The following is a 25,991-nucleotide window of genomic DNA, read 5'->3' on the forward strand; positions in this document are numbered from 1 at the left end:
AATGCAGGAAAAACGCAAGAGCGCAAAATCTGGCGACAAACGTAGAGCGGTCCTGAGAATTTCTAGGAAATGCTCCGAAACGGCTCGAAGAAATCCACGGGATTCATTTCGCTAGGATTCCGGAAGGCCGATGGTATTCAATGAGATACGCCGCAGCGGCGACATCACGGGGATAGCGGAATGATCTAGTCAACGGACTATGCGCGACCGGAGCGGACTCCAGTCGCGCAGGTATCGAAGGATCTTCGGACCACGCCCGCAAAGCCGTTCCGAGAGATCCAAGTCCGCAAATCCGGACGAAAGTCCGGCATCGCTCGGCAGTAACGACCAAGAAGAACTCTTGGACGACAGGAGAATCGCACGTCCGATTCCAAGTCGCAAGCCCTTCTTGAATCCTTTCCGCCGAACAAAAGTCTCGCTGGGTATCGCTGCGCGAGTCCTTCGGACACGGCAAGAAAGGTCTGCGACAAGGTGCGTTCCGTCCATAACCATCTCTCCCCGATCGTCGAGCGCATCTTCGGTGCCATCGATCACGCGTTCGGAATCCCGACGCGGGTCTATCGCGACAACTCGCGCGAATTCTACAGCCTCAGCACTCTGGACTCTTTTGTCCAAGAGCAGGTCGATCTCGTTTGCGCAGACCTGCGCAAACGCCCCGACGAGGACACCGATGCCTAAGAAGATCGAGCGCGTCTGGACCGCCCTCTGCGACGGCGTCGAGGTCTTCCGCCTCGAAGCCAATGAGGCGACGCGCCGCGTGATCACTGGCCGCCGCAATCACGTCGTCGGCGGTCACTATTCGATGAAGATGAACGCCCACATCGTCCACGAAGGCGGCATCGAAGAGCGCTTCGTCCGGGTCTGCGACTACGTGCTCGGCGTCAAGCGGATCTGGGCCCAGCCGGAGACGATCCGGATGAACGTCTTTCCTGAGTTCGCGAACGAGATCTACACGCCCGACTTTCTCGTCGAGCACGACGCCGGCTTCGTCCGCTACGAAATCAAAGAGTGGCGCGAACTTCGTCCGCCGCGGCCGGCCGTCGGCGACGAAAAGGCGCAGAGGCGCTGGGATGACGCGGTCCTGCTCCGCGCGCGCCTCCGTCGCATCCGCGAGGCCTACCGGCGGGCTGGCCTTCCTTTCCGCGTCATCACGGAGCGCGGCATCGGCTTGCGTTGGGGGGATCGCGACGTCGTCGACGAGATCGCGGCCAACGACCGCTGGGACATCGAACCGGAGGAGCTCGACCGGCTCGTCACGGCGCTGAACGATGCCGGCGGCTCCCTGCCCCTGTCGCGCTGCCAAGCCCTCTTCGAGGAGGCGCCGCATCCGCGCGGCGTCGTGCTGTCGCGCATCCCGGAGCGCATCGTCTACATCGACCTATTCGCCCCGATCCGCCCCGAGACGATCGTCTACAAGGGAGCGATCTCATGCTGAAAATTCTCGATGCGAGGGAGGCCGCCGCCTTGTCCACGCCCGTGGACGAGGAACCGCGTCCCACCATCGACTACCTTCTCTTCGATAACTTGACGCCCAACCAGACTGTTCTCATCGACAGCAAACCTCACCAGTTCTTCAAGAAGATGGAGGGCGAAGGCCCCCACCTCCTCATCAACCACCATACCGGCGAGACCGCGCGCTTAACAACGACCCGGCTGATCGAGCTATTCCAGGAGGGGCGCTACTACAACCCTCTGAGGAAGCCGCCTCTGGTCGACGAGAAGAAGAGTATCGACGAAACACGCGCGTTGATCGGCAAGGTTTACCACACCCTCAACGCCAAGCCGCGCGGACGCGCGGCCGGCATCTGGCGTTACGTCGGCGCGTTCATCAACGAGATGCTCATCGCGCCGCCCGGGAAGCCGTTCTACCAGAACCATGCAAACGCTGAAGCGATCATAGAACGGGTCGACGGTACGATCGACCTCGAGAACCGGAAGCGGCCGCAAGGGAAGCAGATCAAGAAGCCCAAGAAGACGACGCGAACGGTTCTTCGCTGGGTGGCCGCCGAACTGGTGCACGGCATGCAGGAAGCCACCTTCGTGCACAAGAATGCGATCAAGTCCCGCGAGCAGAAGCTGCCCAAGGAGGTGTTTTCCATCATCTCCGCGACCATCCGTTACCTGGTCGAAATCTCGGCCGAGTTCGGCCCGACGAAGATTCAAATGTTCGCGAACCAGAGGATCGATGGCCGCAACGCGGAGATCCGGATCCGCAACGAAGAGATCAAAACGCTCATCGAGAACGGCGAACTTTCGGAAAGGCAGTTGCTCGATGAACTTCCGACCGTCGGTTTGACGACGGTACAGGTTCAGTACCGTCGTTTCGACGCGTGGATCAGGCTCGCAAAGGAGCAAGGTGTACAGGCTGCAGATCTTCAGTTCGGCGGCCAGGGAAGTTTCGAGCGTCCCAAACGCATCCTGGACGTTGTCGAGTACGATCACCACCAATTCGATTTCGCGGGCATCTTGGGCGAGACCCCGTTCGGTCGTGTCTGGTCGAAGGCCGGAATCGACAGGTTCTGGATTTGCCTCGGTTTGGATACCTACAGCGGGTACCCTGTCGGATTTTTTCCGTCGTTCGAACCAGGCGGGCTTTACCCAGCACTGGCCGCGATCGATCACGGGATCAAGGTCAAGACTTACGTCGATAAGCGATTTCCGCAGATTCGCGGATCTCTCCTGAGCTACGGCAAGCCAAGAAAGATCCGGTACGACAACGGGAAGGAGTTCGTTTCGGAACAGATGGCGCTGGCCTTGGCCCGCGTCAGGATCGGGTTCGAGATGGCGGTGCCCCATCAGCCGGACACCAAACCCTATGTGGAGCGGTTTTTCGGAACGCTCGAGTCGGATTTCGTGTCGTGGCTTAAGGGATCGACCGGATCCAGTCCGCAAAAGCGAGGCGCGCGCAAACCACTGCTCGACGCGTGCATCACGATCGACGACTTCATCATGCTGTTCCACCTCTGGCTGATCGAGGTCTACGCCCGGCGCAAGCAGGAAGGAATGGACTGGGACACTCCGGAAGAGCGGTGGCTCCGAGGTGCGTCGAGCGATTCTAGCCGCCCGCAGCCGCTCACCGCGGACGAAGCCAAGAAGTGGGACTTGATCCCGAGTTTGGAGTTGAAGCTTACCGCGGGCAAGGACGGCATCCTCTGGAACAACCTCGTCTATCAGTCACCGCAAATCCAGGCGATGCGAGCCCGATCGGGCAGCATGGGAAAGAGAAAGCGCACGAACACGCCAGTCACCGTGCGCATTCCGCTGGCGAACGTAGGCCGCTGCGTGGTGATCGATCACACTAGCCGCTTCCCCGGTAACGAACACCTCCCGGAGGAGTTCGTGGTGATGTCGACCGACGAGGAGGCGCACGGCCTCACAAAATTCCAGTGGGAGGCGCTGAGCAAACTGCGCCTCGCAAAGAAGCATGCCCCCACAGAGCATCCCTCCCACAGGGTCGGATTCAACCACCTCCTCGAGGAAGCACTGAAAGCTATGGGCGCGGTCCCGACCGGCGAGCGGCCTCCGGCGAAAGCCGTGCTCTCGAACGGGTACTATCCCCGTATAGCCGGTGTCCTCGGTCGAGGCGCCGAGGAGCATGCGCTCGCCGTCACCGATGAGTTGATCGAGAGGACCGGAATCTTCAGGCCGGCCTCCGCGACCGAAGAGGTTGTCCCGCCGCCTCCCGTTCATGCTGCTCGCGCAGAAGAGACATCCGCAAAGGATACGTCCGCACCGCGCAAGAAGCTCCGGTTCGGGGTGGACGCGCCGATCATCAGGTCGCAGTAAGCGCAAATGTCCGATCTGGAAAATATCCTCAATTCTCCGCTTGTTTTGAGCAAGCTCGACGACATTAGAGGCATCTTCGTGAGGCATACGAAGGCCGAAGAAGCGCGGGAGATGGTCTTGTTGTCGCTCGCGTTCGCCAAGCGCTTGCGCGAAAACTCGAGCACGTATCTCATCGGCTGGTCGCGTTGCGGAAAGAGTGAGATCGTCAAGCGAATGCTCACAGAACGCACCGGCAAGCCCGTATCGAAGGAAAAAATTCAGCTGCTTCAGGGCAACGGAAAGCGCTACCTGTACGTCGACCTCATGGGCGGATCGACGCCGCGGATATTGGCCCGGAAGATCAACTTTAAGATCTTCAACGATCGGCTCAGCCTGCGACTCGGCGAGGAGGAAGGCACCGACGCGCTCATCGCTAATCTCAATGACAACGAAGTGGACGCGGTCTTCCTAGATGAGGCGCAGAATCTCGCGGAGGACGGTGTGAAGAAGCTGGCGAGGTTCATTCTGGCGTTCGAGAACTCCTGCAACGCGCCCTTGTTCGTCGTGGGGCCCCCGGTCCTGACGAAGATGATGGTCAAGGCGGACGCGATGGGGCAGCGGTCCGGCGGCATGAAGATCCTTTCGCCCTTCGGCTTCGCGAACGACGCCCAACGGGAGGAACATGCGGCGTTTGTGGCCGCCTTCTCGGATGAGCTTCCCTTCGAATCGAACTGGTTTAAGGAGAACGAAGACGACCACCACATGCTGCGTGCGACGTTCTTCGCACAGCGCGGACGTCCCGGCCGACATTCGCTGCTGGTGGAGGCGGCGGTACCTCACGCCTTCATGCGGACCGGCGGGGTCGAGCCGAAGGAACTGACGAAAGAAGACATCGCCGCGGGTTTCGATCGCGTCTTTCTCAGCCAGGAGATCATGCAGGGCCGTAACCCATTTCGAGGCGAAGACTACAGCAGGCTTCCTTCGTTCCCGCTCAGCGTGGAACTGGAAGCGACCACCGAGTAGGTCCGACACGATGATTCCGAACACGCCGTGGCTCAAGACCGTATCGCAGTTCGACGACGAAGCCATCGCTTCCGTCGCGGTCCGGTTGGCTCCGATGGGGCGCATCGACGCCGACAAGCTGCTCCGGCTTCATCTCGACATGCCCTGGGAGTCAGTCTCGGCGATCGCCGGCAAACCCGAGGCAGTCGCCGAACTGGCAGCCTTGGGTTCGTTCGATCTCCAAAGGCTCTCGATCGGCGCTTATAAAATATTCAAAGATCGCATCGAATTCCTTGGTCGCGAACTGCCCGTGGGTTGGTTCTTGCCAGAGCGTCGTAGGGTCGCGCCCGCTCGTTTGGCCGCGGACGGCAACGATGCTCGCATCAGGAACCGCTGGCTTGTCTCGGCCTTTCCTTGCGACGTCGAGAGCGGCGAGGTGCTGCTCGACAGATGCCCGTCGTGCATCAACCTGTTGGGCTGGAGAAATATGACCAACGTTTGGTCCTGCCAGATCTGTGACTTCGACATGCGGACTGCGAGGCCAAAGGCCTGTCCGCATGAAATCGTCGCCGCTGCCAAGGAGCTGGCCGACTACATCTTTGACTATGATCTTAGATTGCCGGGTCCTCTCGGCGACCTGTCGTCGGTGGACATTCTCAAGCTCAGCGGATGGATGGCCTACTTTAGAGCTATTCCTCAGGAGCTCTTCCTCGGCATCACCGTGAAAAACGCCGCCGCAGGATTTTCGCAACTCAAGCGATGGCCTTGCTCGTTCGATGAGATTGTCCTCGACCTCCTCGGGGCCTCGACCGCAGCCGACCTGGCTGTCGGGGATACGATCTCGCGCTATAAGGCCGCCGCGGGGATCATGGCCTCCATCGACCGCCTGCCCTCGCTCAATGCCCGCGATATCCTGAAGTCACGCCTGATGGAACTTCTGCACCTCGGTCACGGCTTCGCCGAAGCCTTCCTCAACGTAACGGAACCGGTGCTGCCGCTCGGGCTCGCTATTTCAGGGCTCGACCGTCGACGATCGAGTAAAGCCGCTCGAGCCAAGACCGACCGAGGTCTAATCCCGTCGGATTGAACACGTAAACTTTGCCCTCGCGCGTCTCTTTCTCCGCAACCAGCCCGATGGTGTGCAGGATTTCCATCACCTCGACGATGCGAGCGGTGGAGGTGTCCAAGACCAGCAGCAGATCCCCACGCGAGCAAGGACCATGGGCCAAGGTTTCAAGGATCTTGCGGGTATTGACATTGGCGAGGGCCTGGAACACCCGCGTCAGAAAAAGCTGGTTGTTAGGATCGTCAAAGTCGACCATGCCAAACCTCTGTCGGTTAGCACGCCACGACTTCCGAGCGCGCTGCGGCCTAGCGAGACCGCGCTCTTAACCCGACCCTAAAGCGCCCGAAAGTCAACGGAACGGCCATCCGGGAGCCGGGAAAACCCACCTCTTTTGGACGTGTCAACAGTGCCAAAATGGAGTTTCAGAAATGACGGCAGTGCCAAATTTGAGTCTTGAGTGCCAAAATCTGCTAACTGCATGAAAAAAAAGACTGAACAAACCTAGGCACATAGCGTGTGGATAAATCGGCTCTAGTGCCAAAATCTAGCGCGGATTACATCCTTGCTCATCCGGATCGGATCGAACAGCTCTGCGTTCGTTGGGCGACCACTGCCCCGGTCGTTTGAGATCGTGCCGGGCGACGGCTTGGGTTCTGAGTCTCCCAGTGCTCCGCGGCATCGTAGCTCATCGTTCGACGGCTGTGCGAAAGCGTCGCGGGGCCCGGGTCGACTGACCTGATCGCTAACCCACAGAAAGCGATCGGAGCCAGGCAAGTCTCGAGATTGCTCTTCCCGCCAGCCGTTGCAGGACTTCGACCTGCGCCGCGTCGTCCGAGCGGTCCGCGCCGTCGAGGTAGCTGTCGACCAGGACTTCGGCGATCTCCAGCGCATCCTTGCCTTCGACCGAGACCGGGAAGCTCCCAATATGGGCGGCTTCGTCGGCCATCCCGACCGTCTCAAGGCGCATGTCCCGTGTCCGGACGGCGGCCGGCCCATCCAGGCGCCGCTCGAGATCAGCGAGCTGGTCGGCAAGACGAAGCTCGAGCCTTTGCGCATCGATCTGCAATGTGGCTTCCGGCGATCCCTTCGTGCCCTCGCGCTCTTGCTCGTGATGATAGGCGCGCCGCCTCTCCCTTCGCAGCGTGGCGACGTGGCCGAGCTCCTCCTGGGCCATTGCCTCGGATGCCTTCTTGACTTCGAGGTCATCGGAATAGGCTGCAAGATAGGACCAGAAGGCGAAGGCGCGCTCCTCGTTGCGGACCGCCATTGCGAGCGCGCGGTAGGGCGTGATCAACCGCGAGGTCTTCACCTCGGTCGCGGCTTCCTCATCGAGGGTCCCCGGTGCCTCCCAGCGCACCAGTGCTGGATCGGGGTTCCTGCCACGGCGCGATTGCGACCACCGTGTGACGCTGTCGACGTGTTCGCGCTCGGCGGAAGCGAGTCGCGCGAATACGCCCGCGAGCTCGTCCTTGCCCTGGCGGCGCATGTCCTCCGAGAGACTATCATACCGATTTGCAGCCTCCTGCTCCATTGTGTGCGCAAGCGCAAAGAGCTCGTCGAGAGACTTCAATACACCCGCAGGCTCCGAGCACAGCAACGACGTGCGCAGCAATGGCATGACGATGATTCCCATATTCGGACTTCTGATCGAGCGTCGGACCGACACGAAATATATTTCCGAGGCTTGACAGATGCGACTTACCCGCGCTGATTGTTGCACGTCAGCGATGACAAATCATCGACGAAAATGGATTGGCACGCGCGGTACAATTGGCCGCGTAGACCGCGTTTGAGGCGACATGTTGAAGCGGGCGAACGACGTCAGGAACTTGGCAACGCTTGCGGCAGTCGCGCTGGCCAGCCTGATATTGTTGTGTCTGGCGTACATCTCGCCCGCACACGCTGCCGGTGACTTGCAGACATATCTGCCGAAGATCTCGCCCGCGGAATTTTTCCCGGGGGCGGATCGTTTCGGCCCGCCGCAGGGCGATCCGCCCATCGTGCCAGTCTACCGCGGCGACCAGCTGCAGGGATTTGTCTTCCTCAACTCCGATCTGGCGAACGCGGTCGGCTACTCCGGCAAGCCGATCCACATGTTGGCGGGCATCGACCCGAACGGCGTCATCACCGGTGTGAAGCTCGTCGACCACAAGGAGCCGATCGTGCTGGTCGGCATTCCGGAAGCCCGCATCGTTGCCGCCATGAACGCGCTGATCGGCAAGGACATGAAGCCGGTGGCGCGTGGCGCAGAGAGTCCACCGCAGATCGACATCGTGAGCGGCGCCACCGTCACAGTGCTGGTGATGAGCGACAGCGTCGTCCGCGCGGCATCCAAGCTCATCCGGAGCGGTCGCATCGGTGGCGGAGGCGGCACGCCCGCTGCCGCGGCCCTGCCCCCGGTCATCAAGACTCTCGATCTCGAACAGAACGAAATTCGCGACTGGGAGAGCCTCGTCGGCGACGGCTCACTGCGCCGGTTTCATCTCGGCATCGGCGACGTCAATGAAGCCTTTGCAAAGTCTGGCAACGCTGCGGCGAGTCAGTATCCCGAACCGGGCGACGCGAGCGACGACTTCATCGACCTCTATGCGGCGCTGGTGACGGCGCCGACGATCGGGCGCAGCCTGCTGGGCGAGGACGGCTATCGACGGCTGAAGGACGCCCTGAAGCCCGGGCAGCAAGCGATCGTCGTCGCCGGCAATGGCCCCTACTCTTTCAAGGGGTCGGCCTACGTCCGCGGCGGCATCTTCGATCGCATCGAGATCTTGCAGGAAGGCAACAGCACCCGCTTTCGCGACCGCAACCATACGCGTCTCGGTGCGCTGGCAGCGGCCGGCGCGCCGGAGTTCAGGGAGATCGGCCTTTTCGTCACGCCTCCCGAATTCACGCTGGATCCGACGCAGCCATGGCAGCTTCAGTTGCTGGTGCAGCGTAGCCTCGGCGGACGCGACAAGGCATTCCTGACCTTTGACCTCAACTACACCCTGCCCGACCGCTACATACGCCGCGAGCAGCGTGCGGTGACGGTGCCGGAGAATGCCGCGGTCCCGGCATCGTCGGCGCCCGTTGCCAACGTCCCGCCGCAGGAGGTGGATGAGCCGCTCTGGATGCGGATCTGGCGTTCGAGCACGGTCTCGATCGGCATTACCGGCTTCATGCTGGCCGCCCTCACCGGCATCTTCTTCTTCCAGAATCTGCTCGTGCGCCGCCCGGTGCTCTACACATGGGTTCGGCGTGGCTACCTCGCCTTCGTCCTGGTCTGGCTCGGCTGGTACGCGAACGCGCAACTCTCCGTGGTCAACGTCGTCACTTTCACCAATGCGCTGGTGACCGGATTCCACTGGGAGTACTTTCTTGCCGCGCCGCTGATCTTCATTCTATGGGCTGCGACGGCGGGGGGCCTTCTGTTCTGGGGACGCGGACCGTTCTGCGGCTGGCTATGTCCTTTCGGCGCGCTGCAGGAGCTCACCAACACGGTAGCAAAGTGGCTGAAGGTGCCGCAAATCACCGTGCCCTGGGGGCTGCATGAGCGGCTCTGGCCAATCAAGTACGTCATCTTCCTCGGGCTGTTCGGCCTGTCGCTCTACTCCGTCGACATGGCCGAGCGGTTCGCGGAGATCGAGCCGTTCAAGACCGCGATCATCCTGAAGTTCGCGCGGCAATGGCCGTTCGTCCTCTATGCGGTGGCGTTGCTCGTCATCGGTCTCTTCATCGAGCGCTTCTTCTGCCGCTACCTCTGTCCGCTCGGCGCGGCGCTTGCGATTCCGGGCCGCATCAGGACGTTCGAATGGCTCCGCCGCTGGGAAGAATGCGGATCGCCCTGCCAACGCTGCGCCAAGGAATGCCCGGTGCAGTCGATCCATCCCGAGGGTCATATCAACGTCAATGAGTGCATCTACTGCATGCACTGCCAGGAGCTCTATTACGACGATCACCGCTGCCCACACATGATCCAGGTGCGGCTGAAGCGGGAGAAGCGCGAGGCCTTGTCGTCGCCCTCGATGCGCACTGGCGGCAAAGGGCCCACGACGGTCATCACCGCGGGCGGCAAGCCTGTCGCCGCATCGCCCGTCGTCTCTCCACCCACAACCTGAAACCGAAAGCCGAGGAGGCAATCATGAGTGACAACGAAGCAGCAAAGGGCGTCAGTCGACGAACCGTGCTGGGAACCACGGCGGCCGCGGCGGGCATGGGCCTGGCCGGCGGAGCGGCACTGACGGACGGCGGCGGTTTCGTGTCGACGGCCGATGCCCAGACGAAGACGGCGGCACCGAAGGCGCCGCCGGCGCGACCGGCGGTACAGAAGGTCGAGGTGGCGCCCGGCGAACTCGACGAATACTACGTGTTCTTCTCGAGCGGCCAGTCCGGCGAGATGCGGATCGTCGGCCTCCCCTCGATGCGCGAGCTGATGCGCGTTCCGGTGTTCAACCGCTGCAGCGCGACCGGTTGGGGGCAGACCAATGAAAGCCTCAAGGTCCTGACCGAGGGACTGCAGCCCGCCACCCGCGAATTCCTCAAGAGCCGCGGCGGCACTTTCGTGAACGGCGATCTCCACCATCCGCATATCTCCTTTACCGACGGCACCTATGACGGCCGCTACGCCTTCATGAACGACAAGGCCAACACGCGCGTCGCGCGGGTGCGACTTGACGTCATGAAGTGCGACAAGATCATCGAACTGCCGAACCAGCATACGGTCCACGGTCTGAGGGTTCAGAAATATCCGCGCACCGGCTATGTGTTCGCCAATGGCGAGGATGGAGTGCCGCTGCCCAACGACGGCAAGATCCTGGACGATCCCAAACAATATCGTTCGATGATCAGTGCGATCGACGGCGACACCATGAAGGTCGCCTGGCAGGTGATCGTCAGCGGCAACCTCGACAACGTCGATGCCGACTACCAGGGCAAATACGCCTTCGCGACCTGCTACAACGGCGAGGAAGGCGTCACGCTGGCGGAGATGACCGCCAACGAGCAGGACTGGGTCGTCATCTTCAACCTCAAGCGGATCGAGGAGGCCGTCAAGAAGGGCGACTTCAAGGAGATGAACGGCGTGCCCGTGATCGATGGCCGCAAGGGCTCGGCCTACACGCGCTACGTTCCGGTCTCGAACAATCCGCACGGCATGAATACGGCTCCGGACGGCATCCACATTGTGGCGGCCGGCAAGCTCTCGCCCACCGTGACCGTGATGGACGTGCGCCTGTTCGACCAGCTGTTCGACGACAAGATCAAGCCGCGCGACGTCGTCGTCGCGGAGCCCGAGTTGGGCCTCGGCCCGCTGCATACCGCTTACGACGGCAAGGGTAACGCCTACACGACCCTGTTCCTCGACAGTCAGGTCTGCAAGTGGAACATCGAACTCGCCAAGCGGGCCTTCAAGGGTGAGAAGGTCAACCCCATCATCCAGAAGCTCGACGTGCATTATCAGCCTGGTCACAACCACACCTCGATGGGGCAGACCAAGGAGGCCGACGGGAAATGGCTGATCTCGCTGAACAAGTTCTCGAAGGACCGCTTCCTGAACGTCGGTCCGCTGAAGCCCGAGAATGACCAGCTCATCGACATTTCAGGCGACCAGATGAAGCTGGTGCATGACGGCCCGAGCTTCGCCGAGCCGCATGACGCCACCATCGTCCACCGGTCCAAGATCAACCCGATCTCGATCTGGGACCGCGCGGATCCGATGTTTGCGGATGCGGTCAAGCAGGCCAAGGCGGACGGCATCAATCTCGAGGCGGATTCGAAGGTCATTCGCGACGGCAACAAGGTGCGGGTCTACATGACCTCAACCGCGCCGGCGTTCGGTCTCGAGCAGTTCCAGGTCAAGCAGGGCGACGAGGTCACCGTCTTCATCACCAATATCGATGCGGTCGAGGATCTGACGCACGGCTTCTGCATCGTGAACTACGGCATCCAGATGGAAGTCGCGCCGATGGCAACCGCGTCCGTTTCGTTCACGGCCAGCAAGGCGGGAGTTTACTGGTATTATTGTTCCTGGTTCTGCCACGCCATGCACATGGAGATGAAGGGCCGCATGCTCGTCGAGCCGAAGTCGGTCTGACAGGAGCGACCTTGTGGGCTTCTTGTCACGCATGTTTCCGGCGGCGCTCGTCGCCGCCGGATTGTCAGGATTCGCCGGCGCGGAGACCTTGACGGCTGCGCCAGGCCGATCGCTGCAGGCGCTGCTGGACGGCGCGCGCGCGGGCGACGTCGTCGAGCTCACCCCGGGGGAATATCACGGCTCGATCCTGATCGATCGTTCCCTGGAGCTGGTCGGCAGACAGGGAGCAGTGCTCGACGGCGACGGTGCCGGCAACGTCATCACGGTCAGTGCTCCCGACGTCACCGTGCGCGGGGTCACCATCCGGGGATCGGGTCGCGATCTGCAGGCGATGAATTCCGGTGTCTTCCTGCAAAAGACGGCCGAACGCGCCAAGATCGAGGACAACCGGCTGGCCGGAAACCTGTTCGGCATCTACGTGCATGGCGCCCGGGGCTCCCGGGTCGTCCGCAACGAGATCGAGGGACTGCGCGGCGGGCGTCTCAGCGAAGCGGGCAACGGCGTCTCGCTTTGGAATGCGCCAGACGTCACCATCGGGGACAACACATTCCGCTACGGCCGCGACGGCATCTTCTCGATCTCCAGCAGCAAGGACCGCTTCGTCAACAACCGTTTCGAGCGCGTCCGCTTCGCAATCCACTACATGTACACCAACGACAGCGAAGTCAGCGGCAACTTTTCGATTGGCAACCACGTCGGATACGCCATCATGTATTCGAACCGGCTGGTGATCCGCGGCAACGTATCCGACCATGACCGCGACCACGGATTTCTGTTCAACTACGCAAACTACGCCGAGATCGACGGCAACCGGGTCACGGGCGGACCGCTGAGCGCGATAACGGACGGGAACGAAGACGGTCCGGACGACGAGCCGGGCATGCTTCCGGAGCCGAAGCGGGGCCACGCTCTTCGGAGCGGCCCGGAAAAATGCGTGTTCATCTACAACACCAATCACAACAAGTTCCGCGGAAATTGGTTCGAAGGCTGCGCCATCGGGGTGCACTTCACCGCCGGCTCCGAAGGCAACGAAATCACCGGCAATGCCTTCATCAACAACGCCAACCAGGTGAAATATGTCGGCACCCGGCACCTGGACTGGTCGACCGGCGGACGCGGAAACTACTGGAGCGACAATCCGGCATTCGACCTCAACGGGGATGGAATCGCGGACACGGCCTACCGGCCGAACGATCTCATCGACCGAGTGCTGTGGACCGCGCCGGCTGCGAAGGTCCTCATCAACAGCCCCGCCGTCCAGGTGATCCGCTGGGCGCAGGCGCAATTCCCGGCCCTGCTGCCGGGCGGCGTCGTCGACAGCCACCCTCTGATATCCCCGCCCCCGCGCCGCAAGGCCGAGGAGGCGAGATGACGAAGACGGTACGCATCTGCGACGTCACCAAGGACTACGGCAGCGTCAAAGCCGTCCGCGGCGCTTCGTTCGAGCTCGACCAGGGCGAGCTGGTGGCCCTGATCGGCCACAATGGTGCCGGCAAGACCACGCTCATGAAGCTGATGCTCGGGCTGATCCGGCCGACCAGCGGCTCGATCGAGGTCCTCGGCGACAATCCCGCCGCCGGCGAATTCGCGGGCCGTCAGCAACTCGGCTACCTGCCCGAGAATGTCTCCTTCGACGCCGCGCTGACCGCCCGCGAGACGCAGGCCTTCTACGCCAGGCTGAAGCGCGAGCCGGTGGCCAAGGCGCTCGATCTGCTCGACACCGTCGGACTGGGACCGGCCAGCCGCCGCCGCGTCGGCACCTATTCAAAGGGCATGCGCCAGCGCCTGGGGCTTGCGCAGGCTTTGATCGGGCATCCGCGCGTGCTGCTGCTGGACGAGCCGACCACCGGGCTTGATCCGGAGCTGCGCCAGACCTTCTACGACGTCATCCAGCGGCTGGCCGCCGGCGGCACGACCGTGTTGCTGTCGTCACACGCGCTCACCGAGCTCGAAGAGCGCGCCGGCAGGGTCATCATCATGAACCGCGGCATCAAGGTCGCGGACGGATCGATCGAAGAGCTGCGTCGTCTGGCCCGGCTGCCCACCAGGATCCGTCTCAAGGTTTCCGGCCTGACTCCGGGCGAGATGCCGGGGTGGGCTCCGAAGGATGCGACCTGCCGCCGCTTGAATGGCCATATCGTCGAGATCGACGCCGCGCCGGAGCGGAAGATCGAGCTTCTGCACCGCGCCACGGCCTCGGGCAATTCCGTCGAGGACGTCGACGTGGTCCCGCCGACCCTCGACGAGCTTTACGCTCACTTCCTTCGGCAATCGGAGCAGGCATCATGAATGTCCTGATCATTGCGGCCAAGGAAATCCACCAGGCCATCCGCAATCGCTGGGTGCTTGCGGCAACGCTCCTGCTCGCCGGACTTGCTTTGTCACTGAGCTTTCTCGGCAGCGCGCCAACGGGGAACGTCGGCGTTCGCACGCTCGACGTGGTCATCGTGAGCCTGTCGAGCCTAACGATTTTTCTCGTTCCGCTGATCGCGCTCCTGATGTCCCATGATGCCATCGTCGGCGAGATGGAGCGCGGGACGATGCTGTTGCTGCTCAGCTATCCGGTCGCGCGCTGGCAGGTGTTGCTCGGCAAGTTCCTGGGCCATCTGGCCGTTCTCGCCTTCGCAACCTGCCTCGGCTATGGACTTGCCGTGGGAGCGTTGGCGGCGACAGGCAGCCGCATCGATACCGATAGTCTTCTGGCCTTCGTGGCCATGATCGGCTCCTCCGTGCTGCTGGGGGCGGCCTTCGTGGCGATCGGATATCTGGTCAGCGCGCTCGTGCGCGACCGCGGAACGGCAGCCGGCATCTGCATCGGACTGTGGCTGCTGCTGGTGCTGATCTACGACATGGCACTCCTGGGCGTGCTTGCGCTCGACCAGGGGCGCAACATCTCGGCGACCGCGCTCAACGCCCTGCTCCTGTCGAATCCGACCGACAGCTACCGTCTGATCAATCTGACCGGGTTCGCCAATGTCAGCACGTTCGCCGGCATGGCCGGCCTCGCGCAAAGCACCTCCCTTACGGTGCCCGTCCTTCTGACCGCCCTGCTCTGCTGGACCCTGGTTCCGCTCGGACTCGCCGCACTCGCTTTCTCCCGGAGAGAGCTATGAGACGGTGGACCATAGCCTGTGTCCTGTTGCTGCCGCTCGCACTTGCGGGCTGCAACGAGAAGCAGGCCGCGAAGATCCCGTCGCCGCATCGGATGACCGCGGAGGACATCGGCCACTACTGCGGCATGAACGTGCTCGAGCACCCCGGACCGAAGGGCCAGATCTTCGCCGCAAGCCTGATGGAGCCGGTCTGGTTCTCGTCCGTGCGGGACACGCTCGCTTTTACAATATTGCCGGACGAACCCAAGGACATCCTGGCGATCTACGTCTCCGACATGGCCAAGGCACCGAGTTGGGACAAGCCGGGCTCCGACAACTGGGTCGAGGCGCGCAAGGCGCTGTTCGTGATTGAAAGCCGGGTCAAGAGCGGCATGGGCGGGGACGAGGCCGTTCCGTTCTCGGACCGGGGGGCAGCCGAGAAGTTTGCAGGCGAAAACGGCGGCAGGATCGTCGGCTTCGGCGATGTGCCCCGGGACTATGTCCTGACGTCGGCCAACAGCGGCGCCGCGTCTGAAGCGACCGGCGGGACATCGAACGAGCGATCAGGGAGGTCACCATGACGCCAATGCCGACGCGCCGACGATTCATCCGGATCAGCGCCGCAGCCGCAGGCATCGGCCTGCTGGCCACCGGCCGCCCCGCTCGCGCCGACGTCGCGCCGGCCGTCTGGCGGGGCACGATGCTGGGGGCGGTCGCGACGATGGAAATTCACGGGGCAGACCACAGCCAAGCGGAGCGGCTGGTCGCGCTGGCTTGTGCCGAGGCGCGCCGGCTCGAGCGGCTGTTCAGTCTTTACCTGAATGACTCCGCCGTGGTCGAACTGAACCGCACCGGCATCCTGGTTGATCCCGCACCCGACATGGTCGACCTGCTATCGATCTCGCAACACTACGCGAGGCTGACCGGCGGCCGGTTCGATGTCACGGTGCAGCCGTTGTGGGATCTCTATGCCGGCCACTTCGCGCAAGATGATGCGGATCCGGCCGGCCCGGCGGCGGAGCAGGTTCATGCTGCGCTCGCGCGCGTCGGCAGCAGCCGCCTGACGGTCAGCCGCGATCGTATCGTGATGCCCCGTGGCATGGCCGTCACTCTGAACGGGATCGCGCAAGGCTATGTCACGGACAAGGTGGTGGACTTGCTGCGGGCGCACGGCATCTCCCACAGCCTGGTCGACATGGGTGAAACACGGGCCATCGGGGCGCGTCCTGACGGGCGACCATGGCAAGTTGGCATCGCCGATCCAGATGTCGCGGGCCAGACGAAGGCCGCGCTGCCGATCGTCGATCGCGCGGTGTCCACCTCGGGCAGCTACGGCTTCCAGTTCGACGCCAGGGCGCGCTTCAACCATCTGTTCGATCCCCAAACGGGGGATGTGCTCTCCGCTATCGCAGCGTGACGACCGTGTCCCGCAGCGCCACTGCGGCTGATGCCTTGTCGACGGCGTTCAGCCTGATGCCGGAAGAGGAGATTCGTCCGTTGCTGCCGCGTGCCGACATCGACCGTGTCCATCTGATCGATGATGCCGGCCGGTCCACCGAATTTTCGGCGTAGCGCGGCGGCCGCGTTCGGCTTGCCGAGGGCCGGCTATCGCTGGACGCCTTGACCTGCCTCAAGCGCGGAGGGCCAGCACGTGATTTGCTGCCTCCATGTCTAAATACATCAAATCTTTCCTTGAGCTCGGCTTGGCCGACGTCAATCTGGTGGGCGGCAAGACTGCTTCGCTGGGCGAATTGTATTCCGCCCTCGCGTCACAGGGGATTGCGGTCCCCAACGGCTTTGCGATCACGGCCGACGCCTATCGCGACGCGCTGTCGCGGGGCACGGTCGCGGACGAGTTGCACCAGCTGCTCGACGGGATCGACAAGAGCAACATCAGGCAACTCGCCAGCAAGGCCGCCAAGGCCCGCAAGATCATCTACGAGGCGATCGACACCCCCCTCCTCCGCGAGCAGGTCGTGGAGGCGTATCGGCTGCTCGAACGCGAGGCCGGAACCGGGGTCGCCGTCGCGGTGCGCAGCTCGGCGACCGCCGAGGATCTGCCGACGGCAAGCTTTGCAGGCCAGCACGAGAGCTTTCTCAATGTGCGCGGGCCCAAGGATCTGTTCGAAGCATGCAGGCGCTGCTTTGCGTCCATCTTCACCGATCGCGCGATCTCCTACCGGATCGACAACGGCTTCGATCATTTCAAGGTCGCGCTCTCCGTCGCCGTGATGAAGATGGTCCGTTCCGATCTGGCGGCCAGTGGCGTCGTCTTTACGCTCGATACCGAATCCGGCTTTCGCGACGTGGTGTTCATCACAGGCTGCTACGGCCTCGGCGAGACCATCGTGCAAGGCCAGGTCGATCCGGACGAATTCTACGTCCACAAGCCGACGCTGAGCCAGGGTTATCGCCGTGTGCTGCGGCGCCGGCTCGGCGCCAAGCAGATCCGCATGATCTACGGCAAGCGTGGCGGCGAGCATGCGACGCTCACCCGCAACGTCCCCGAAGCCGAACGCCAGAAATTCTGCATCTCCGATCCGGAGGTGCTGAGCCTCGCCGAGAGCGCGGTCCTGATCGAAGCCCACTATTCCAAACACGCCGGCGCCGCGATGCCCATGGACATCGAATGGGCCAAGGACGGCGTCGACGGAAAGCTCTACATCATCCAGGCCCGGCCCGAGACGGTCGCCTCGCGGCGTTCGGCGAGTTTCTACGAGACCTACAATCTGAAGGGACGCGGCCCGGTCATCGTCAGCGGCCGTGCGGTGGGGGAGAAAATCGCGTCGGGACGTGCCCGCCGTGTCGCGACCGCGCGCGACCTCGCCGCCTTCAAGCCGGGCGAGATCCTGGTTGCACCGGCCACCAGCCCCGATTGGGAGCCGGTCATGAAGATCGCAGCCGGCATCATCACCGACAAGGGCGGCCGCACCTGCCACGCGGCGATCGTGGCGCGGGAGCTGGGAATCCCCGCCGTGGTGGGCGCCACAGGCGCGACCGAAAAAATCAAGAACGGGACTGAAGTCACGATCTGCTGCGCCGAAGGCGATGTCGGAAGCGTCTATCAGGGATCGATCGCCTTCGACGTGACGAGGACGCCGGCGAGCGAGCTCAGGCAGCCGCGCACGGCCATCATGGTCAATGTCGGAACGCCGGAGATGGCATTCCGGACGGCGATGCAGCCGCAGGCCGGTGTGGGTCTCGCCCGCATGGAGTTCATCATCAGCGAGCATATCGGGGTTCACCCGATGGCTTTGCTCAAGCCGGACAAAGTCAAGTCGGCCAAGGCGCGAGCCGCGATCGCGCGCCTGACGCGGAGCTTCAAGAGCCCGAGCGATTTCTTCGTTCAGACGCTCGCGGAAGGCGTCGGCACCATCGCCGCGGCCTTCTATCCAAAGCCCGTGATCGTGCGCCTTTCCGATTTCAAGACCAACGAATATGCCAGCCTGGTCGGCGGCGAAGGCTTCGAGCCCAAGGAAGAGAATCCCATGCTGGGATTCCGCGGCGCCTCTCGCTATAGCCACCCCGCCTACGCGGAAGGGTTTGCGCTGGAGTGCGCGGCGCTCCGCCGGGTGCGCAAGGAGATGGGGCTTTCCAATCTGCGCATCATGGTGCCGTTCTGCCGAACCGTCGAGGAAGGCCGGCGCGTGATCGCGACGATGGCCGCCAATGGACTGAAGCGCGGCGAAGACGGTCTTGAGATCTACGTCATGTGCGAGATTCCGAACAACGTCATCCAGATCGATGCGTTCTCGGAACTGTTCGACGGCTTCTCGATCGGGTCCAACGACCTCACCCAGCTCACGCTGGGCGTGGACCGGGATTCCGATATCGTGGCCTTCGACTTTGACGAGCGCGATCCGGGGATGCTGGAGATGTTCCGGCTGGCCGTTGTCGGTGCCAAGCGCAACGGCCGCCATGTCGGCATCTGCGGCGAGGCGCCGGCGAATTATCCGGAGATCGCGCGCTATCTGACCGGGCTCGGGATCGACTCGATCAGCGTCAACCCGTCGAGCGTGTTTCGCACCATGGCCGTGGTGCTCGACGCCGAGACCAACGCCGCCAAGTCAGGAACCTGACGTTTCGGCTCGAAGCAGCGATCAGATGACGGCCGGGACGGCAGCGGCGTGAATGCGCTCGGCCGCGGCATTGACCTTGGTCATCGTCGTGGTCAACTCGGCGTAGACCTCGTCTTTAATGGTCACCGTGCCGAAATTCGAGTCTTCGCCGTCGAAGCGTCCCTCAACCGGCTGGTCGGCATGCTCGAACCAGTGATAGCCGACTACGTTCGGCTTGCTGAGGGCGGCCGTCACGTATCGCTCGAAGGCGCGGGCGCGCTCGATCTGGGTGGCCACCCGCGGCCCTCCCCCGCTGCTGTTGGGCAAGCCGGCGTCGTCGCCGCGGAAGGAGAATTCGGAGATCAGGCACGGCTTACCGGCTGCGGAATACGCATCGATGACCGGGCCGGGATCGAAATCGTAGCAATTGAAGGAGATCACATCGAGGTGGCGGCCGGCCGCGGCAATCACGCCTCTCAGCGGCTGATATCCGAATCGGGAGCCGATCACGAGATGGTTGGGGGCGGCCGCCCTGATCGCCGCGGAGCACAGCTCGAAATATTTGTCGGCGACGACGGCCACGAACGCATCGCAATCAGCAGAGAACGCCTCGCGCGCGGGATCGGCGAGGTTGGCCCGGGTCTCGAGCGCGTCGTTCACGGCGCTGGGCCGCATTCTGATAAACGGCGCCACGACATGTTCGATCCTGGCAAGCTCTTCCCATGATCGCGCCGGCGTGTGCCACACCGCGTTGAACTGGGCGAACTCCCGGTAGTGCGCCTCGAGCATCGCGATGGCTGCAACCCGGCCCGGACGACGAGGCGGCAGGTTCAGGAACAGTGTCAGCAGCTCGTCAGTCCCGCGCCAGTCGGGCGACCAGTACAGCTCGTTGTCGATGAAGGTGCCGAGCAAGCCGGGGTCGTTGCGCCGGTCGGCGCAACGTGTGTTGGCGGCGGCGCGGATATGCGACGAAAATTCGGCATCGAAGACGTCCGGAAAAGTCTGATCGCGCCGGTGCAGGCGAAAGGACGCGCCGAGCTCGGAGGTCGGCGCATTCGCCAACAAGTGCGATCCCGCACCGGCAACGAGTTCGTCCGACCAACAGGCGACCGTGTTGAAGTTCCAGCTTGCCAGCCGGTCGGCAGCCGCCGCGCGCCAGGTGTGCAGGCTGCCGTACTTGGCCAGGCAGTTCTCGGCGTAGGGCGCGCGGTCGGTCTGGCCAATGCGGTCCTGATCGAAGCGGACGGTATTGACACCCTTGGAGAGAAAGCGCCCGCCGTCGGGATCAACGAGCCAGAACACGCCATCACGCTCGGCAACGCGGAAGAAGCCGCTCCCGCTGAGGCCGTCATCGACGACCCCTCCCCATTTCGTTCTTCGCAAGTGCAGACCCCGGCAGCAGACTAAGGATGATCGATCCATTGCACGGTCCTGCCGTGGCTGCTTGACATATCTCAATACCACCCGGAACCTGCATGCCTACCAATGCCGGAGGGAATCCAGGGGCGGCTGCGTCACAGCGAGTCTGGTCCGATGGCAGGTTGATCGAGGGCCTTTGCGCATTGATGGAGAATGAAGGCCTTGGCTGAGACACCGCCCATCCAGATCGTGACGTTGACCATCAATCCGGCTGTCGATATCTCGACCTCGGTCAAAAAGATGCTGCCCTTCACCAAGATGCGTTGCGTGGAAGCTCAGCGCGATCCCGGCGGCGGCGGAATCAACGTCGCCAGGGTTCTGAACCGGCTCGGCGCCGAGGCGACCGCAATCTATCCAGCCGGGGGCGCCACCGGGCAAACCCTTGCGGCACTGGTTGAGCGCGAAGCCGTGCGCAGCATCGTGATCCCGACGTCGAACGACACAAGGGAAGACATCACTGTCTTCGACGAAACGACCCGGGAGCAATTCCGGCTGGTCTTTCCAGGCGCCTTCCTCAGTGAATTCGAATGGCAGCAATGCCTCGATGCCATTGCGCGCATCAGTCCGCAGGCTGCCTTCGTCATCGCGAGCGGCAGCCTGCCCCCGGCGTCCCGGCTGATTTCTATGGCAGGGTCGCCCAGGCAGCGAAAGGGGCCGCCAAGGTCATCGTGGACACGTCCGGCGTCTCGCTGAAAGCCGCCCTGGATGTTGGCGTTTATCTCATCAAGCCCAACCTCCGGGAGTTTCAGGATCTGGCCGGGATCAGCAGCGCCGACGAGCCTTCGCTCATCCAGGCGGGCCGCCGCCTGTTCGATCGCTATCGTATCGAGATCATCGCTCTCTCCATGGGCCCCGGTGGCGCCCTGCTCCTGACGCGTGACATCGCCTTGCGAGCGGTGGGCTTGCCTATCGAGCTCGTCAGCGTTTCCGGCGCCGGTGACAGCTTCCTGGGGGCGATGGTGTCGCGCCTCGCAGAGGGCGCACCGCTCGAGACCGCCCTGCGTTATGGCGTGGCCGGTGGTTCGGCTGCGCTGCTCAGTCCGGGAACCGGGCTTTGCCTCGGAGCCGACGTTCATCGCCTCGCCTCCAGCGTGAACGTCACCGCCATCGCCGGCTATCATGCTTAGCAACGAGGGATACCAACCGGCGAGCGAACGGCAGCTGCTGTTGCGCTTCTGGAGAAGCGCGCGCGGCTTCTGGGCAGGAAAGTCGGCTGCCTGGGCCTGGTTTCTCACCGTGCTGCTCATTGCCACGGTTCTTCTGCAATTGCTGACCCAGTATTCGCTCAACTTCTGGAATCGCGATTTTTTCAACGCGGTCGAACGCAAGGACGGGAAGGAGCTTCTCACCCAGGCGTTGCGATTCATGCCGCTGGTCGCGGCCAGCCTTTCGCTCGCCGTCTTCTCGGTCTGGGGGCGAATGACGCTGCAGCGGAAATGGAGGGCCTGGCTCAGCACCGAGCTTTACCGCACCTGGCTGGAGCGGGATCGCTTCATGCGACTGAATGCCGTGGCGGGAGACTACCAGGCCCCCGAATATCGGATCGCCGAGGACGGCAGACTGGCAACGGACCTGCCCGTCGACCTCATTCTTGGTCTCATCTCCGCTCTGCTGACGGCGGCTACCTTTACCGGGATCCTCTGGGTGGTTGGCGGCAATCTCGCGATCGAGGCCGCAGGCGTGAGCTTGATCATTCCCGGCTATCTGGTGGTTGCCGTCGTCGCCTATTCGCTCATCGTGGCAGCCATGACGATGCTGATCGGCCGCCGGCTGACGCACGTCCTGGAGGAGAACAAGCGGGCGGAAGCCCAGCTCAGGGCCATCGGCACGCACTTGCGCGAAAGTGGAGAGATCGGGTCACCCGAGGCGAACGGCGAGGATGGAATTCGCGCGACTGGCGCCGCGCTCAAGGCCGTGATTGCCTCGTGGCTGGCCTATTGCTGGCAACTGATGCGCCTCACGGTGGTGTCTCACACCAATTCATTGCTGACGCCGGTGATCGGCCTGCTGCTCTGCACGCCCAAATACGTTGCCGGTACGATGCTCCTTGGTGAGGTCGTCCAGGCGGCGGCAGCCTTCGTTGCCGTGCAAACTGCCTGCAGCTGGTTTACGGACAACTATCCGAAGCTTGCGGAATGGACGGCGTCGGCCAACCGCGTTGCATCGCTCCTTCTTGCTCTGGACAAGGTCGATCGATGCCCCGCGGACGACAAGGCTGCGGATCCGCGCAATTGATTGCAGCGAACCGGAAGGCAAATCGGATGGACGACGCGTTGGTTTCGAAACTGGAGGAGCGCCTGGGGCGGATACACGCCCGGCAGCGGCTTGGAATCGAGACCGATCATGAGGCGCAGATCTTCGGCCAGGGCCTCAACTTCTTTCATATCGAGAACTGGTACTCCGTTCATGCGTGGATCCGAGGCATTCTGAAGCTGTCCGGACTCTATTGGCGCGGGCGTCGAAATGCCGGGCGCGTCGTCGTCAAGCACAACGATGTCGAATGCGCCCATTTGCCAGCCGAGTTCGACGGCTTCACGATCCTTCACATCAGCGATACGCACGTCGATATGAGCCAGCGAGCCATGCAGAGCCTGGTCGAGCTGGTGGCCGGCCTGAACTACGATTTGTGCGTCCTGACCGGCGACTATCGCGGCAAGACGTTCGGAGAGTTCGATTCCGCACTGGAAGGCATGGCCCGGGTCACGGCTCACCTCAAGCAGCCCATTCTCGGCGTGCTTGGCAATCACGACACCATCAGGATGCTGCCGGGCCTGGAGGCGATGGGCATCCGGATGCTTCAAAACGAGTGTGCGACGATCAAGCGCGGCGATCAGGAGATATTTGTCGCGGGGGTCGACGATGCGCATTTTTTCAGGGTGGACAACATCGAGAAGGTCGGATCGCAGGTCCCTGACGGCGCATTCTCGATCCTGCTGTCGCACACACCGGAAATCTATCGACAGGCGGCACATGCCGGCTTTGATCTGCTCTTGAGCGGACATACGCACGGGGGGCAGATCTGCCTTCCGGGATCGATCCCCATCACGCTCGACTCGGCGCTGCCGCGCCGGATGGGCTCCGGTTCCTGGCGCTATCACGACATGGTCGGCTATACGTCGGTGGGCGCGGGATCGAGCGTCGTGGCCGTACGTTTCAACTGCCCGCCGGAAATCACGCTGCACCGACTGTGCCGGACCGCAGATCGTCTCAATAGGGCTGATCTCTGATACGCAACATGTACAGTATGCGGGAGATCGCGAGTTCGCCAACGAAGAAGATCCAGACCGCGACGAAGATGTCTGCGTAGCTCAGCAAGAGCATCTCCCGACAGGCCAACAGGGGGAATAGTGATTCCGGGACCTGGTCCAATCCCATCGCCTGGCTGCTGGAGGGCAGGTTCAGGCGCCGTTTCAGGAAGCTGGAGAACAGATCTCCTGCCATCGCGACGATCGCGACCAGGGCGCCGAGCTCGTAGGGCAAGCCAAGCAGAGCTGCGCCGATTGTCGTCACGACAACCGATGCGACGATACCGCGAATGGTCTTCGAAGTGCCGAACACAGGGTGACCGTCAAAGAGCAATGCCCCAGCATCCAGCGGTAACGCGAAGCGAGACCCAAAGACCTTCTTGGCGACGACCGGCGCCCCATTTGCAAGCGTCAGGAGCAAGAGCGTCTGGAGGATTGGCACCACGGACATCGGGCTGGCCGTCGTCTGCGAGACGCGTTGCTGATCAGTGGGAGAACAGCACTGGAATCGGCGGCCTCGTCAGGATGCTCCGGGTCGCGCCTCCCAACACGAATTCCCGGAAACGGGAATGGCCGTAGGCGCCCATGACCAGGAGATCCGCCCTGCGGGCCGCAATCTGCGCTGCGAGAACGTCGCCGATGGCACGTCCCGCGGCATCGACCTCCTCGACGACCACCTCGATTCCATGGCGCGACAGGTTCTTGGCGAGCTCGGACGCCGAGCGTCGGCTCGGAATGGCCTTCTCGTTGGTGACCGTAAGTACGCAGACCTCGCGCGCCTTCTCCAGGATCGGGATGGCATCGGAGACCGCACGCGCCGCGGCACGGCTGAAGTCCCAGGCGACGATGACCCTGTTCAGTTCGACCGGCCGCGCGGCCGGAGCTTCCGGAACGACCAGGGTCGGTCGCCCTGCTCCGAAGATGATCGCTTCAGCATGCCATTGGTCGTAGGATTCCGGCACCGGCACGATGGTGAGATCCCGCAGCCGCGCATATTCCACCAGAAGGTCCGGCACCTCGGATGTCAGACAATTTTCGAGAATGATCTCGTGCAGCACGTCCGATTTCCGGGCGGCCGCTTCAAAGGCCGCAAGCAGATCCTGCGCGTTGCTCTTGCTCTTGCGCGCCTCGCTGGCCACGATCGCTCCGAGATTACCGGCGCCGGACAGGAAACTGCCGGGAACCTGCACATGGACCTCGCACGAGATCGCCGTGATGTGGGCGCCAAGGACTGAAGCCAGCGACACGCCAAGGTCAACCACCGAAACCGGCGTCGGATCTGGATAGCTGGTCAGGGTGAGCAGGACGTCCTTGATGGCCATCGAAGTCTCCAGAAATGCAATTCCCAGCTTGGCGAGCCGCGATACGATCAGCACATCGGCCCGCAAGCCGATTCTAGACTGCCAGGCAACCGGCTGGCTTGTGTAACACGCTAATGCGACATCATCACGCAGACCGGCGCCTCGTTCAGCAGGCCGCGAGTCATGCCCCCGAACATCCACTCGCCGAGCCGGCTGTGGCCATAGCCTCCGGTAACGATCAGATCGGCGCCGTCTTCCTTGGCCACGCGCACGAGCTGGTGGGCATCAGCCTCGGCCATGTGCACGCGCACATCGACCTGGCACTTCACGCCATGGCGCTGCAGATATTTCGCCACGTCGCGGACCCGGTGCCGTGCTGCGTCCTGGTCATCCGATGTACAGATCTCGACCACGGTCACCTGCGAAGCTCTCGCAAGGAACGGCAGCGCGTCGCGCACGGCCAGTCTCGCCTCTCGCGTGTCTTTCCAGCCGACCAGGATGCGATCGGCACTGAGTGCCGGAACATGATCTGGCACCAGCAGTGTCGGCCGCCCCATTCGCATCATCGCTTCGGCCGGATCGACGAAGTGGAATTGATTGACGCTCTGTTGCGTCCGCTTGATCACCACCAGGTCGGCCGATCGGGCTTCGTCGGCCAAGAATACGGTCGGATAGTCCACGCTGCAGCGCCACTCGACCCGCTCCTTCGGCAGTCCGGCCACGCTGCGAAACCATTGCTCCTTGTCGGCGAGCCCGGATTTGATCCGCTTCAGATCGTCCGCGGTCGTCTCCCGGATGATGACGCCCTCCGCAACGATCGGCGGCTCGACCGCGACGGCGGAAACGCCGATCAGAGCGGCCCCGAACTTGTTTGCAACGTCCCGCGCGACACGGACCTGACCTTCTGCCTGCTGCTCGGGATCGACATAGACCATCACGCTCGCGATCGTCATTGACATTGCTCCGCTTATTGACG

Annotated in this window: 20 protein-coding genes and 2 pseudogenes; 16 read left to right on the forward strand and 6 right to left on the reverse strand. The window is 62.9% G+C overall.

From position 1 onward, the window contains the following. Positions 1-471: 471 nt before the first annotated feature. From F8237_RS33235 to F8237_RS33255, 5 genes are read left to right on the forward strand one after another with little or no spacing between them, the layout of a single operon-like run. On the forward strand, positions 472-678 hold the full coding sequence (locus tag F8237_RS33235) for a hypothetical protein (RefSeq protein WP_028136464.1): 207 nt from the start codon (positions 472-474) through the stop codon (positions 676-678). Continuing rightward, a complete protein-coding gene (locus F8237_RS33240; protein WP_028136465.1) occupies positions 671-1,435 on the forward strand; it encodes a hypothetical protein in 765 nt (254 codons plus the stop codon). The genes F8237_RS33235 and F8237_RS33240 overlap by 8 nt, the downstream gene beginning before the upstream one ends. Beyond that, the gene (locus F8237_RS33245; protein WP_028136466.1) at positions 1,429-3,786 is read left to right on the forward strand and encodes an integrase catalytic domain-containing protein; all 2,358 of its coding nucleotides are present in this window, start codon (positions 1,429-1,431) and stop codon (positions 3,784-3,786) included. Before F8237_RS33240 ends, F8237_RS33245 begins: the two co-directional genes overlap by 7 nt. 6 nt (positions 3,787-3,792) lie before the next feature. Then, positions 3,793-4,788, forward strand: coding sequence for an ATP-binding protein (locus F8237_RS33250; protein WP_028136467.1), 996 nt, complete (start codon positions 3,793-3,795; stop codon positions 4,786-4,788). A 10-nt stretch (positions 4,789-4,798) separates the two neighbouring features. Then, positions 4,799-5,854 carry a TniQ family protein gene (locus F8237_RS33255; RefSeq protein ID WP_028136468.1) on the forward strand — a complete coding sequence of 352 codons (1,056 nt, stop codon included), beginning with the start codon at positions 4,799-4,801 and terminating at the stop codon, positions 5,852-5,854. Here the strand turns inward: F8237_RS33255 and F8237_RS33260 are convergent. After that, positions 5,775-6,089 (reverse strand): hypothetical protein, encoded by a 315-nt coding sequence (locus tag F8237_RS33260; protein WP_151650248.1) that lies wholly within the window; start codon positions 6,087-6,089, stop codon positions 5,775-5,777. The genes F8237_RS33255 and F8237_RS33260 overlap by 80 nt on opposite strands. A gap of 486 nt (positions 6,090-6,575) precedes the next feature. Next, positions 6,576-7,553: a ferritin-like domain-containing protein gene (locus tag F8237_RS33265; RefSeq protein WP_310472828.1), complete on the reverse strand. Its 978-nt coding sequence runs from the start codon at positions 7,551-7,553 to the stop codon at positions 6,576-6,578. A gap of 79 nt (positions 7,554-7,632) precedes the next feature. Between F8237_RS33265 and F8237_RS33270 the strand changes: the two genes are divergently transcribed. The 8 genes and pseudogenes from F8237_RS33270 to ppsA all read left to right on the forward strand — a co-directional run bounded on the left by F8237_RS33270 (position 7,633) and on the right by ppsA (position 19,071). Next, entirely contained in the window at positions 7,633-9,927 is a 2,295-nt protein-coding gene (locus F8237_RS33270; protein ID WP_151650249.1) for a NosR/NirI family protein, read from the forward strand. Positions 9,928-9,950: 23 nt separating this feature from the next. Beyond that, on the forward strand, positions 9,951-11,900 hold the full coding sequence (gene nosZ, locus F8237_RS33275) for a TAT-dependent nitrous-oxide reductase (RefSeq protein WP_151650250.1): 1,950 nt from the start codon (positions 9,951-9,953) through the stop codon (positions 11,898-11,900). A gap of 31 nt (positions 11,901-11,931) precedes the next feature. Next, on the forward strand, positions 11,932-13,272 hold the full coding sequence (locus F8237_RS33280; protein WP_162006439.1) for a nitrous oxide reductase family maturation protein NosD: 1,341 nt from the start codon (positions 11,932-11,934) through the stop codon (positions 13,270-13,272). Next, positions 13,269-14,189 (forward strand): ABC transporter ATP-binding protein, encoded by a 921-nt coding sequence (locus tag F8237_RS33285; RefSeq protein ID WP_151650252.1) that lies wholly within the window; start codon positions 13,269-13,271, stop codon positions 14,187-14,189. The genes F8237_RS33280 and F8237_RS33285 overlap by 4 nt, the downstream gene beginning before the upstream one ends. Beyond that, positions 14,186-15,013, forward strand: coding sequence for an ABC transporter permease (locus F8237_RS33290; protein ID WP_201280166.1), 828 nt, complete (start codon positions 14,186-14,188; stop codon positions 15,011-15,013). The genes F8237_RS33285 and F8237_RS33290 overlap by 4 nt, the downstream gene beginning before the upstream one ends. Then, positions 15,010-15,573, forward strand: coding sequence for a nitrous oxide reductase accessory protein NosL (locus F8237_RS33295; protein WP_151650253.1), 564 nt, complete (start codon positions 15,010-15,012; stop codon positions 15,571-15,573). Before F8237_RS33290 ends, F8237_RS33295 begins: the two co-directional genes overlap by 4 nt. Then, positions 15,570-16,564, forward strand: a pseudogene (locus F8237_RS33300) (FAD:protein FMN transferase). The gene F8237_RS33295 and the pseudogene F8237_RS33300 overlap by 4 nt, the downstream one beginning before the upstream one ends. A 95-nt stretch (positions 16,565-16,659) precedes the next feature. After that, entirely contained in the window at positions 16,660-19,071 is a 2,412-nt protein-coding gene (ppsA, locus tag F8237_RS33305) for a phosphoenolpyruvate synthase (protein ID WP_151650254.1), read from the forward strand. A gap of 21 nt (positions 19,072-19,092) precedes the next feature. Here the strand turns inward: ppsA and F8237_RS33310 are convergent, their stop codons facing one another. After that, a complete protein-coding gene (locus F8237_RS33310) occupies positions 19,093-20,433 on the reverse strand; it encodes an agarase (protein WP_162006319.1) in 1,341 nt (446 codons plus the stop codon). 294 nt (positions 20,434-20,727) lie between these two features. Between F8237_RS33310 and F8237_RS33315 the strand changes: the two are divergent. The 3 genes and pseudogenes from F8237_RS33315 (at position 20,728) to F8237_RS33325 (ending at position 23,696) form a co-directional block, all read left to right on the forward strand. Then, positions 20,728-21,596: pseudogene (locus tag F8237_RS33315) on the forward strand (1-phosphofructokinase family hexose kinase). Then, on the forward strand, positions 21,589-22,704 hold the full coding sequence (locus F8237_RS33320) for an SbmA/BacA-like family transporter (protein WP_151650255.1): 1,116 nt from the start codon (positions 21,589-21,591) through the stop codon (positions 22,702-22,704). Before F8237_RS33315 ends, F8237_RS33320 begins: the two are co-directional and overlap by 8 nt. A 26-nt stretch (positions 22,705-22,730) precedes the next feature. Further along, positions 22,731-23,696 (forward strand): metallophosphoesterase, encoded by a 966-nt coding sequence (locus F8237_RS33325; RefSeq protein WP_151650256.1) that lies wholly within the window; start codon positions 22,731-22,733, stop codon positions 23,694-23,696. Here the strand turns inward: F8237_RS33325 and F8237_RS33330 are convergent. From F8237_RS33330 to F8237_RS33340, 3 genes are all read right to left on the reverse strand, one after another. Continuing rightward, the gene (locus F8237_RS33330; protein WP_151650257.1) at positions 23,677-24,165 is read right to left on the reverse strand and encodes a CDP-archaeol synthase; all 489 of its coding nucleotides are present in this window, start codon (positions 24,163-24,165) and stop codon (positions 23,677-23,679) included. The genes F8237_RS33325 and F8237_RS33330 overlap by 20 nt on opposite strands. A gap of 34 nt (positions 24,166-24,199) precedes the next feature. After that, positions 24,200-25,036 (reverse strand): universal stress protein, encoded by an 837-nt coding sequence (locus F8237_RS33335; protein ID WP_151650258.1) that lies wholly within the window; start codon positions 25,034-25,036, stop codon positions 24,200-24,202. A 110-nt stretch (positions 25,037-25,146) separates the two neighbouring features. Continuing rightward, complete coding sequence (locus tag F8237_RS33340) at positions 25,147-25,968, reverse strand: universal stress protein (protein WP_151650259.1); 822 nt, start codon at positions 25,966-25,968, stop codon at positions 25,147-25,149. Positions 25,969-25,991: the final 23 nt, after the last annotated feature.

Origin of the sequence: Bradyrhizobium betae, from assembly GCF_008932115.1 — a bacterium.
In the GTDB taxonomy this organism is placed as follows: Bacteria; Pseudomonadota; Alphaproteobacteria; order Rhizobiales; family Xanthobacteraceae; genus Bradyrhizobium; species Bradyrhizobium betae.

Bases quoted from the DNA above. Each gene is read 5' to 3' on its own strand.
- F8237_RS33240 (WP_028136465.1), top strand. From the start codon at position 671: ATGCCTAAGAAGATCGAGCGCGTCTGGACCGCCCTCTGCGACGGCGTC.
- F8237_RS33245 (WP_028136466.1), top strand. From the start codon at position 1,429: ATGCTGAAAATTCTCGATGCGAGGGAGGCCGCCGCCTTGTCCACGCCC.
- F8237_RS33250 (WP_028136467.1), top strand. From the start codon at position 3,793: ATGTCCGATCTGGAAAATATCCTCAATTCTCCGCTTGTTTTGAGCAAG.
- F8237_RS33255 (WP_028136468.1), top strand. From the start codon at position 4,799: ATGATTCCGAACACGCCGTGGCTCAAGACCGTATCGCAGTTCGACGAC.
- F8237_RS33260 (WP_151650248.1), bottom strand. From the start codon at position 6,089: ATGGTCGACTTTGACGATCCTAACAACCAGCTTTTTCTGACGCGGGTG.
- F8237_RS33270 (WP_151650249.1), top strand. From the start codon at position 7,633: ATGTTGAAGCGGGCGAACGACGTCAGGAACTTGGCAACGCTTGCGGCA.
- nosZ (WP_151650250.1), top strand. From the start codon at position 9,951: ATGAGTGACAACGAAGCAGCAAAGGGCGTCAGTCGACGAACCGTGCTG.
- F8237_RS33280 (WP_162006439.1), top strand. From the start codon at position 11,932: ATGTTTCCGGCGGCGCTCGTCGCCGCCGGATTGTCAGGATTCGCCGGC.
- F8237_RS33285 (WP_151650252.1), top strand. From the start codon at position 13,269: ATGACGAAGACGGTACGCATCTGCGACGTCACCAAGGACTACGGCAGC.
- F8237_RS33290 (WP_201280166.1), top strand. From the start codon at position 14,186: ATGAATGTCCTGATCATTGCGGCCAAGGAAATCCACCAGGCCATCCGC.
- F8237_RS33295 (WP_151650253.1), top strand. From the start codon at position 15,010: ATGAGACGGTGGACCATAGCCTGTGTCCTGTTGCTGCCGCTCGCACTT.
- ppsA (WP_151650254.1), top strand. From the start codon at position 16,660: ATGTCTAAATACATCAAATCTTTCCTTGAGCTCGGCTTGGCCGACGTC.
- F8237_RS33320 (WP_151650255.1), top strand. From the start codon at position 21,589: ATGCTTAGCAACGAGGGATACCAACCGGCGAGCGAACGGCAGCTGCTG.
- F8237_RS33325 (WP_151650256.1), top strand. From the start codon at position 22,731: ATGGACGACGCGTTGGTTTCGAAACTGGAGGAGCGCCTGGGGCGGATA.
- F8237_RS33330 (WP_151650257.1), bottom strand. From the start codon at position 24,165: ATGTCCGTGGTGCCAATCCTCCAGACGCTCTTGCTCCTGACGCTTGCA.
- F8237_RS33335 (WP_151650258.1), bottom strand. From the start codon at position 25,036: ATGGCCATCAAGGACGTCCTGCTCACCCTGACCAGCTATCCAGATCCG.
- F8237_RS33340 (WP_151650259.1), bottom strand. From the start codon at position 25,968: ATGACGATCGCGAGCGTGATGGTCTATGTCGATCCCGAGCAGCAGGCA.